This is a genomic window from Neisseria sp. HMSC069H12, assembly GCF_001812735.1.
Taxonomy (GTDB): Bacteria; Pseudomonadota; Gammaproteobacteria; order Burkholderiales; family Neisseriaceae; genus Neisseria; species Neisseria subflava.
In genome coordinates this window covers 1-9,171 of the sequence record NZ_KV810250.1, presented here as the reverse complement: position 1 = coordinate 9,171, position 9,171 = coordinate 1, and the positions used below count along the sequence as shown (strand labels likewise).

Here is a 9,171-nt window from a genome sequence, read left to right as displayed (position 1 = left end):
AGCATTGTTTACACGGATAGCCTGAGCAGCTATGATAAGTTGGACGTGAGCGGTTTTATCCATTACCGCATCAACCATTCCAAGGAATTTGTCGACCGTCAGAACCACATTAACGGCATTGAGAATTTTTGGAATCAGGCAAAACGTGTCTTACGAAAATACAACGGAATCGATCGCAAATCTTTCCCGCTGTTCTTGAAAGAATGCGAATTTCGATTTAACTTCGGCACACCGTCTCAACAGCTTAAAATCCTGCGAGATTGGTGTGGAATTTAGGGCTAATCTACGTCAGCCCCTTAGTTTTTGATGACGTTTACGGCGTAATGGGCAGTAGTGTTACGGCGGGCTTGGGCGCGCATCATATAGACCTGCACTTTATATTTGCCCGATTGGGTAGCGATACCGTCAAATTTATCGCCTTGTGCCGAACCGTTAAATACGGCTTCATCGTCTTTGGGTGCCCATACGTTGAAATAGGCGTTAGGGCTGCCGGTTTTACTGATGCGCAGGCGGTCGCCCTTGCGTACGGAGAACAAATGCTCGGCGGTTTGATAGCCGGTGATTTTGCCGGAAAAACGCTGCTTGGTTTGTTTGTGTGCCGAAGCTGGTTTTGAAGCTTCCGCTTTAGGCGTGGCGGCATTTGAATAAGTGGTAAACAGTAAGGGAAGGGCGGCTAACAAGAGAAATTTTTTTCATGGGTTGGGTCTCCGAATGTGGGGCGCCAATATGGCACTCATTTTGATAACCCATCAGTATGTTCATATTTTTATAAAGCCAAAGCCGAATAGGGCAATATTCATTTTTTCAATCAGGCCGTCTGAAAACAAATATTATTCAGACGGCCTTTTCTGATAATATAACAACGAATTATTCCTTTCGGAGCCGTTATGACCTTCCCGCCACTCAAATCTCCCCTGAAATTTTACGCCGTTGTTCCCACTGCTGACTGGGTCGAGCGCATGGTCAAAGCAGGTGCCGACACGGTGCAACTGCGCTGTAAAATCCTGCATGGCGACGAGTTGAAACGCGAAATCGAACGTTGCGTCGTAGCCTGTCAAAACAGTGCAACCCAGCTTTTCATCAACGACCACTGGCGCGAAGCGATTGCCGCAGGTGCATACGGCGTGCATCTCGGGCAGGAAGACATGGACACTGCCGACCTAGCCGCGATTGAAGCTGCCGGTTTGCGCTTGGGCTTGAGTACGCACTCTGTTGCCGAACTCGATCGCGCCTTGTCCGTACAACCTAGCTACGTCGCCAGCGGTGCGATTTTCCCGACCACGACCAAGCAAATGCCGACCGCCCCGCAAGGTTTGGACAAACTGCGCGAATACGTCAGACAGGCACGCGGCACGCCCGTCGTCGCCATCGGCGGCATCGATTTGAACAACGCCGAAGATGTGCTTGCCACCGGCGTTTCCTCACTTGCCGTCGTCCGCGCCGTGACCGAAGCGGAAAATCCCGAAGCGGTGGTTAAAGCGTTTCAGGCTTTGTGGGATGAATAAGGCCGTCTGAAAATAAGAAGTCTGACAAGAGGAGCAAACATCATGAAGATTATATTGAACAATGAAACCATCACATTAAACGGCACAACCGTTGCCGACCTTATCGCCCAAACTTCGCCGCCAAAACCGTTTGCCGTTGCCGTCAATACCCATTTTGTCGCCAAAGGCGCGTATGCGGAAACGGTTTTGAACGAAAACGATAAAGTGGACATTGTGCGCCCCGTAGTCGGCGGATAAGCGGTTTTACTGCGCGTATAGCTGCACTATTGGTTTAATGATTAGAAAAGGAAAAGAAATGTTTATCGTATCGTTGGAATATATGAAAGACTTGGCTGCGGTTGAAACCTACCTGTCTGAGCATATTGCGTATCTCGAACGGTATTATCAAGCAGGTGTATTTGTTATGTCTGGACGCAAACAGCCGCGGACAGGCGGCGTTATCCTGATGAAAGCATCAGGCAGGGAACAGGTGGAAAAGTTAATTGCAGAAGACCCGTTTCACCGAGAAGGCGTAGCGAAATACACGATTACCGAGTTTATTCCGACTAAGGTCGCCGAAGGACTTGAAAACTATTTGGAAACTATCTGAACCGATTTTTCAGAAGGCTCTTGCCCTAAAAAATAATATTACAAAGGAATCTATCATGTTTACCCTATATGGAGAAACTTTCCCTTCACGGCTGCTGCTTGGTACGGCTGCTTATCCGACGCCGGAAATCCTCAAGCAGTCTGTCCAAATCGCGCAACCGGCGATGATTACCGTTTCGTTGCGTCGTGCCGGCAGCGGCGGCGAAGCGCACGGGCAGGGCTTTTGGTCGTTGTTGGAAGAAATGGGCGTACCTGTGTTGCCCAATACCGCAGGCTGTCAAAGCGTTCAGGAAGCCGTGACCACTGCGCAAATGGCGCGTGAAGTGTTTGATACCGATTGGATCAAGCTCGAACTTATCGGTGATGACGATACTTTGCAGCCAGATGTGTTCCAACTGGTCGAAGCGGCGGAAATCCTGATTAAAGATGGCTTCAAAGTGCTGCCTTATTGCACCGAAGACCTGATTGCCTGCCGCCGACTGCTTGACGCAGGCTGTCAGGCGTTGATGCCGTGGGCGGCGCCGATTGGCACGGGTCTGGGCGCGGTTCATGCTTATGCGCTGAAAGTCCTGCGTGAACGCCTGCCCGATACGCCGTTGATTATTGATGCCGGTTTGGGTTTGCCTTCGCAGGCGGCGCAAGTGATGGAATGGGGTTTTGACGGCGTGTTGCTGAACACCGCCGTTTCCCGTAGCGGCGATCCGGTCAATATGGCACGCGCTTTTGCGCTTGCGGTCGAGTCGGGCCGTCTGGCTTATGAGGCGGAACCTGTGGAGGCGCGTGAGAAAGCGCGTGCCAGTACGCCGACGGTGGGTCAGCCTTTCTGGCATTCGGCGGAATATTGATAAACATTAGGGCGTGTCGTACACGCCCTTTTTTGTTGATGAAAAACCTGATTTTAGGTTGAACAGAATGTTCAGACGGCCTTGGCCAAAAGCTGTTTCAATGGCTTTAAGATTTGCCATGCCTGCGCTTTGAATTGCGGCTGCATCAGCAGGCGAGCGGGGTGGGGAATGACGAAATACGGCCGCTCTGCGCACAATTCGTTCATCAGCCCGATCATGTCTGGGCTATCAAAGATTTTGCCGAGAAACAATATTGCGCGCGCTTGCGAAGCGGTCAGCTCGTTTTGCATTTCGGCAAGCTCGGAGCGGATGTGTTCGGCATCGGGCAGGGCGGTGAACACGGGCGCGGTTTTAACCCATGCGGTTTTATGCGCCTGCTCGGGTTTGAGGCCGATGGCGGCGAGGATGTTGTCGAGAAGCGTGCCGACGTCGCCGCTAAACAGCGTACCGTGCAGGCTGTCTTCGGTGGACGGGCAAATGCTGACCACCATGATTTCAGACGGCCTGATGGTTACGTCAAGACGGGGCAGATTGTCTGAATGCGCGGCTTTTTCTGTTTTTGCCGGTGTTTCGGCAATGGCTTTGGGTGCTGCTTCGGGAACGCGGACAGCAGGTTTGGCCGTTTGCGCAGTGGCAATGGCGGCAGTGCGTGCCCGATGGGCGCCTGCGGATAAAGTGCGCACGGCTTGCGCGGTATCGGCAACAATGGTTTTGGGGCGGACGGGCGCGGCTGCGGCTTGAGGCGCAGCATGGATGATTTTGGCGTTTCGGTTCAGCCACATCGGGCCCAAGCCCAAGGCTTCGTGCAGGTGCAGGTAGCGGCTGCTTAACATGATTTCTCCATCAATACGGCATCTTCGCTGCCACCGTCGGGCAGGGCGTAGTAGTTTTTGCGGCGGCCGCAGGTTTGGAAGCCGTGTTTGCGGTAGAGCTGTTGCGCGGTTTCATTGCTTGCGCGGACTTCGAGCAGCAATCGGGTTGCGCCTTGCTGTTGCACTGCGTTTTGCCAGTGTTGCAGCAGGGCGGACGCAATGCCTTGGCGGCGGTATTCGGGCGCGACGGCAATCAGGTGCAGCTCGGATTCGTCAAATACGGTTTGCCACACGATAAAGCCGGTAATTTGGTGGTCGGTCTGGCTGAGCCAAACGCTGTCGGGATGGTGTTGAACAGCTGATTCAAACTGCTTCACCGTCCACGACGAAGGATTGCCTTGTGCGTCGATGGCGGCAAGGGTGGGGCAGTCGGCAAGTACGGCTGGACGCAGGTTCACGGTTTGGCCTTTTGTTGGGCTTGCTCTTGCGCGGTCAGGGCAATTTTGTTGCGGACGTAGAGCAGCTCGGCGTGTGCCGCGTCAGTAGCAACATAGCGGCCACTGCGGGCAAGTTTAAGATAGTCGGTGGCGGTCGGCATATCGGCTTGACCGTCAAAAGGCGGTTTGTCGGCGAGGGCAAAGGCGTTACCGATGCCGCCGCTAGGCGTTTTGACTTCGGGCGCGGTAATGGCGGCGGCTTTGCCAACCGTGTAATCGCTCAAGCGGACGTGGTTTTGCGTATCAAACCATGCGTAGAATACTTCGCCCATGCGCGCATCGGTGGCCGCCAGTACGCAACTGGATGGCGGCAGCAGCGAAGCGGCGGCATCGAGGCAGGGAATGCCGATCATGGGCGTGTCAAACGGCGTGGCCAAACCTTGTGCAACCGCCGCGCCGATACGCAGGCCGGTAAATGCGCCGGGGCCTTGTGCATAGACGATGTAGCCCAAATCGGCGGCAGTGATGCCTGCTTCTTTAAAGAGGCGCTCGATTTGCGGCAGGATTTGTTCGGATTGCTTGGTGCCGACATTTTCGTGAAACAGGCGGATTTCGCCTTGATGTTCCAATGCGATGGACAGAAAGGATGTGCTGGTGTCGATGGCAAGAGTCGGGCGGTTGTCGGTTGGCATGGTGTTATTTTTTAGAAGGATATGGGTTGCCATTATAGTGGAACGGCGAGGGGGAACAAAGCACTCGGGCGGCGCTTGGGTAAAAATGCCGTTTGCTGCAAAGCTATTCGATAAGTGAACCAAGGTTTCAGGCCGTCTGAAAACGTTTCAGACGGCCTTGTTTTATTTGTCGAGTTTCAATAAAGGCGAACCTGCTTTTTCAACGGCGCGGCGGTAGGCTTCATGCGCTTCGATACGCTGCAAATAAGCGCGGATATTGGGGTAGTCGGCAAAATCGAAGCGGTCGGCTGCGGCTTGCAGCGGATAGCTCATCATGATGTCGGCACCACTGAGGCTGTTGCCGACCAACCATTTGCGGTTTTCCAATTCGCTGTTGATGTGGGCAAGATGCAGCGCGGCTTGCGGATGGATAAAGCTGCTTTTGACGCTGCCGCTGATTTTGCGGGCAATCGGTTTGACGAAAAACGGCATGGGCGCGCTTTCAATCCGGCGGAACACCAGTCCGAGCAGCAATAACGGCATCAGCGAACCTTCGGCGTAATGCAGCCAGCGTTGATATTGCCAGTATTCGCGGCTGCCGCGTTCGGGCATCAGACGGCCGTTGCCGTAGGTTTGAATCAGATAGTCGGTAATCGCGCCGCTTTCCGCCAAGATAAAGCCGTCATCATCCAATAAAGGCGATTTGCCTAAGGGGTGGATGGCTTTGAGTTCGTCAGGGGCGAGCAAAGTGTCGGGATGGCGGCGATAGGTTTGCAGGCGGTAGGGCGTACCGAGGATTTCAAGCAGCCAAACAATGCGCAGGGCGCGGGATTGGTCGAGCGAATGCAGGATAATCATGAGGGGCTTTAAATATCGGTTTGTTTGAGGCCGTCTATGCTGATTTGGCAGGCATCGGCGTATTTTTGCAGGGTTTTGGCCGGTAGTTTGGCGAACACTTCAGGACGGAAATGCCGGCGCAGCTGCCATTTCCATACGCCTGCCGCCATGGCCAAGCCGGTTTCATCATAACGGCAGCGGAACATATGGTAGTACAGCGGCGAATATTCGCCTTTTTCGACGGCTTCGCGCGCGGCCTGCGTTTGGGCATCGAGTTCGCACACCGCCATTTCGGTGGCGTAGGCTTCGTCCTGCCAACCGTTGCTGGTGGCCGCTTCGTAGTGGCCGTCGCGGGTGCCGTAGATGACTTTGCGGTGGCCGTGGTAGCTGGCGCTGTTGTCTTGAGGGATGTCGTCAATCTTCATTTAGACGGCCTTTACTGCTTCCAAAAGCATGAAACATGTTGAAAAGCGGCCGCTTTCCGGAACGTAACACAGGATTTTTTGGCCGTGTTCGATGGGGAAAGTGCGCATAAATTCTTCCAGGATGATGTAAATCGAGGCCGAACCCGTATTGCCCTTGCTGTGCAAATTGGTAAACCATTTTTCCTGCGGAATGTCGAAGCCGATGTTTTTCAGGCCGTCTGAAAGGCGGTCGCGGAAAAAGCCGGAAGAGTAGTGGGGCAGGAACCAATCGATTTCTTCGGCGCGGATGCCGTGTTTGGCGGCGATTTGGGAGAGGGGTTTTTCCACTGTATAGCGGACAATGTTTTCGTTCAGCAGTTTGACGTCTTGTTTGACCGCCATCAGGCTGTGGCGGCGGCCGTAATCGGCATCGGCGTGTTTCCAGCCTTCAAATACGCCGTCACGGAATTCTGCGCCGGCATACATGCAGGGCGGCATTTCGTTGGCGTAGGAAAGCAGGTCTATCCAATGGATTTTCAGGCTGAGGCCGTCTGAATTGGGGCGGTCGGACAGATACACCGCGCCTGAGCCGTCAGACAGCATCCAGCGCAAAAAGTCTTTTTCAAACCCGATTTCGGGGGACGCGTTTTCCAGTTTTTTATGGTCGGTTTCACTTTGGAACACTTCGCCGCGCATGACCGCCGAGGCGTTTTCGGAAGCAACGGAAACCGCATGTGCGTGTTCGCCGGTGCGCACGGCGTTGTAGGCGTGTTTCATCGCCGCCATGCCTGCCGCGCATACGCCTGCCATGCTGAACACTTCGCAAGGCGGCATATCCAGCAAACCATGCACCATCACGCCGTGTCCGGGCATGGTTTGGTCGGGATAGGAAGTGGCGCAGGCCAGGCTGCCGATGGCTTCTGCTGGAACGCCTTGGGCAAACAGGCCGTTGACCGCTTCGGCGGCCAACTCGGCATTGGTGTGCGTCGTCCGGCGGTTTTCGGGATCGATGGCGTAATGGCGCGACAAAATACCGTTGGAACGCAAAATCATACGGCGCACGCGTGATGGTACATCGCCTGCCATGCCGAGGACGGCTTCCATTTCGTCATTGCCGACGGGGGCATTGGGCAAGAAGGCAGAAACGCGGTTGAGATAAACGTCTTTGAGTATGTTATTCGATGTCATGATGTGTTTGTCAAAATAATCAACCGATAAACCGTGCCGCGTAGTCGCAGCTTGCAGTCAACGGGATGTAGTGTGTTTCGGCGTATTCCATCAGTGCGTCCACCAGCAGTTTGGCAATGCCGCGATGACGGAAGTTGGGCGAGACCTCGGTATGGTTTATGTCCCAGCCGCCGTTGTGTTCGGTATAGCTGATGTAGCCTGCTTCCAAACCGTCAATATCGATTTGAAAGCGACGGCGTTCGGGGTAGTGGATAACTTCGGGCATGGAGTGCTTTCTGTATTTGAGGCCGTCTGAAAAGCAAGACTGTCGTCGGCCGTTGCTGCAAAACATTTTGGTCGTTTTCAGACGGCCTCTGCCAACGTCGGTGCGGCTTCCGGCGTCAAGCTTTAACCGCTTTGGCGAGTGCCGAAGCTGTCAGCATCTGCGTGCCGAACCAGCCCCAATAAATGCGGTGGTGCTTGATTTTGCCGCCTTCCAGTCGCATCACTTCCAAAATATCCACCTGATTGCCGTCGGGCGTCTGGCGCGGGTATTCCCACACCAGCGTATCGCCCGCAACGAAATAGCGGCCGTCCCGATACCAGCGCACCAAATCGTTGGGACGGCGGCGCGTACCTTCCTGTAAAAAACGCAGGATTTCGGCCTTGCTGCACAGGATGCCGCTGTCGGTATTCATAATTGCGGGCACCAGCGGGCTTTCAAATACGGCGTCGTCGGCATACAGCGCAATCAGCGCGTCGGTGTCGCGGTTTTTGGCATATTCGTGCCAGTCGCGGTAAATGCGTTCAAAATCGTCCATATACAGTCTCCTTACAGGTTGCCGCCCGCAATCCGATTCATCCGCCGGAAGGTTGGCCGTAATAATCCGCCAGTTTTTTCAGACGGCCTTTGAGCAGCGGATGCAGCAGTTTTTTCAAAATCACGCTGACAGGTAAAACCACCAAAATCATCGCCAATAAAAATACGATGTAAAAGCACAACAAGGCACGGCGCAAAAGTGGGGAAATACGGCCTGCAGCCATCAAAAGCTTGCCCCAGACGAAGAAGCTGCGGCCGGCGGCGCGTTCACTGAAAATCAGTTTTTCATTAACTGCCACTGCGCCCATGTTTTGAAACAGGGTTTCGTCCAAAGGCTGTTGGTTCAATAGTGTATCGCGCAATTTCGTACCAAACCGCGCCGCATCCGCCAATTCTTCTTCAGCAATGCCGGCGGAGGGCAGGGAGCGGAAGTAGCGCTTGTCGCCGGTCAGCATCCATGTGGGCGTGGTAATGAAACTAGCCGCGCTGTTGCAGGCATCGATTTTTACGATGTTGCCGATGAGTTTGGCGCCGTTTTGTTTCAGCAAAGATTTCATTTTTTCCTGCGCGCCCAGCCACATATTGCGGCAGCCGATAAGCGTAATGACCGGTTTGCCGTCCAGCAGCCGGCGCGTTTCTTCGCGTTGCAAAAAGGCGGTCATCGGTTGCGAAGGAGAGAGGAACCAAACGGTGTAGGCAATGACCACCACATCGTAATCTTCGGATGGAATTTGCGGCGGCAGAATCGGGGCGGGTTTTAAATGGACGGTTTCAGGAAAGGTATCGAAAAAACGCCAAAACGGCCACGGAAACGGAAATGCCTGTTCCGGTACGATATTGACGCAATCGACCTGTACGCCGGCTGTTTGCAACGGCGCGGCAAAATTTCGCGCCAGGCTGGAGAGCTGCCCCGTTTGCGAGTAATGCACAATCAGCACTTTTTTCATTATCTTCCCTGCAATGAGTAAGTTATGGTTGGTTTGGACGGTATTATATAGTAAACCGACCGGCCTTGAACTTTATTCATATTCAGAGACCTTTGCAAAAAAGTCCTTCCCCCAACAGCCGAAACCTAAACACAGGTT

General features: G+C 53.9%; 15 protein-coding genes. 5 read left to right on the top strand and 10 right to left on the bottom strand.

Features of this window, described 5'->3' with window-relative positions:
- Positions 1-276 (top strand): IS1595 family transposase (locus HMPREF2872_RS03545; RefSeq protein ID WP_141752841.1); only part of this gene is annotated, 276 nt, incomplete at its 5' end.
- Between the two features lie 20 nt (positions 277-296).
- On the opposite strand, the gene HMPREF2872_RS03540 is transcribed toward HMPREF2872_RS03545, so the two are convergent.
- Positions 297-680: a hypothetical protein gene (locus tag HMPREF2872_RS03540; protein ID WP_004518967.1), complete on the bottom strand. Its 384-nt coding sequence runs from the start codon at positions 678-680 to the stop codon at positions 297-299.
- A 207-nt stretch (positions 681-887) separates the two neighbouring features.
- Between HMPREF2872_RS03540 and thiE the strand changes: the two genes are divergently transcribed.
- The 4 genes from thiE to HMPREF2872_RS03520 are packed head-to-tail and all read left to right on the top strand — an operon-like array spanning position 888 to position 2,938.
- Positions 888-1,505: a thiamine phosphate synthase gene (gene thiE / locus HMPREF2872_RS03535; RefSeq protein WP_049329750.1), complete on the top strand. Its 618-nt coding sequence runs from the start codon at positions 888-890 to the stop codon at positions 1,503-1,505.
- Positions 1,506-1,547: 42 nt separating this feature from the next.
- Positions 1,548-1,742 carry a sulfur carrier protein ThiS gene (gene thiS, locus HMPREF2872_RS03530; RefSeq protein ID WP_070631257.1) on the top strand — a complete coding sequence of 65 codons (195 nt, stop codon included), beginning with the start codon at positions 1,548-1,550 and terminating at the stop codon, positions 1,740-1,742.
- Between the two features lie 58 nt (positions 1,743-1,800).
- Positions 1,801-2,094, top strand: a complete 294-nt coding sequence (locus HMPREF2872_RS03525; protein WP_070631255.1) for a YciI family protein — start codon at positions 1,801-1,803, stop codon at positions 2,092-2,094.
- A 55-nt stretch (positions 2,095-2,149) separates the two neighbouring features.
- Complete coding sequence (locus HMPREF2872_RS03520) at positions 2,150-2,938, top strand: thiazole synthase (protein ID WP_049332237.1); 789 nt, start codon at positions 2,150-2,152, stop codon at positions 2,936-2,938.
- Between the two features lie 71 nt (positions 2,939-3,009).
- Here the strand turns inward: HMPREF2872_RS03520 and HMPREF2872_RS03515 are convergent, their stop codons facing one another.
- The 9 genes from HMPREF2872_RS03515 to HMPREF2872_RS03475 all read right to left on the bottom strand — a co-directional run bounded on the left by HMPREF2872_RS03515 (position 3,010) and on the right by HMPREF2872_RS03475 (position 9,033).
- Positions 3,010-3,771: a uracil-DNA glycosylase family protein gene (locus HMPREF2872_RS03515; RefSeq protein ID WP_070631253.1), complete on the bottom strand. Its 762-nt coding sequence runs from the start codon at positions 3,769-3,771 to the stop codon at positions 3,010-3,012.
- Entirely contained in the window at positions 3,765-4,208 is a 444-nt protein-coding gene (gene rimI / locus HMPREF2872_RS03510) for a ribosomal protein S18-alanine N-acetyltransferase (protein ID WP_070631251.1), read from the bottom strand. The genes HMPREF2872_RS03515 and rimI overlap by 7 nt, the downstream gene beginning before the upstream one ends.
- Positions 4,205-4,879 (bottom strand): tRNA (adenosine(37)-N6)-threonylcarbamoyltransferase complex dimerization subunit type 1 TsaB, encoded by a 675-nt coding sequence (gene tsaB, locus HMPREF2872_RS03505; RefSeq protein WP_070631248.1) that lies wholly within the window; start codon positions 4,877-4,879, stop codon positions 4,205-4,207. Before tsaB ends, rimI begins: the two co-directional genes overlap by 4 nt.
- A 162-nt stretch (positions 4,880-5,041) precedes the next feature.
- Complete coding sequence (locus HMPREF2872_RS03500) at positions 5,042-5,716, bottom strand: glutathione S-transferase family protein (protein WP_070631247.1); 675 nt, start codon at positions 5,714-5,716, stop codon at positions 5,042-5,044.
- An 8-nt stretch (positions 5,717-5,724) separates the two neighbouring features.
- Positions 5,725-6,120, bottom strand: coding sequence for a DarG family dialkylresorcinol biosynthesis protein (locus HMPREF2872_RS03495; protein WP_049332227.1), 396 nt, complete (start codon positions 6,118-6,120; stop codon positions 5,725-5,727).
- Positions 6,121-7,287 (bottom strand): beta-ketoacyl-ACP synthase III, encoded by a 1,167-nt coding sequence (locus HMPREF2872_RS03490; protein WP_070631245.1) that lies wholly within the window; start codon positions 7,285-7,287, stop codon positions 6,121-6,123. It lies immediately after the preceding gene.
- Positions 7,288-7,306: 19 nt separating this feature from the next.
- Complete coding sequence (locus tag HMPREF2872_RS03485; RefSeq protein ID WP_003684628.1) at positions 7,307-7,552, bottom strand: GNAT family N-acetyltransferase; 246 nt, start codon at positions 7,550-7,552, stop codon at positions 7,307-7,309.
- A 115-nt stretch (positions 7,553-7,667) separates the two neighbouring features.
- Positions 7,668-8,087, bottom strand: coding sequence for a nuclear transport factor 2 family protein (locus HMPREF2872_RS03480; protein WP_070631243.1), 420 nt, complete (start codon positions 8,085-8,087; stop codon positions 7,668-7,670).
- A gap of 37 nt (positions 8,088-8,124) precedes the next feature.
- On the bottom strand, positions 8,125-9,033 hold the full coding sequence (locus HMPREF2872_RS03475) for a dialkylrecorsinol condensing enzyme (protein ID WP_070631241.1): 909 nt from the start codon (positions 9,031-9,033) through the stop codon (positions 8,125-8,127).
- Positions 9,034-9,171 lie beyond the last annotated feature (138 nt).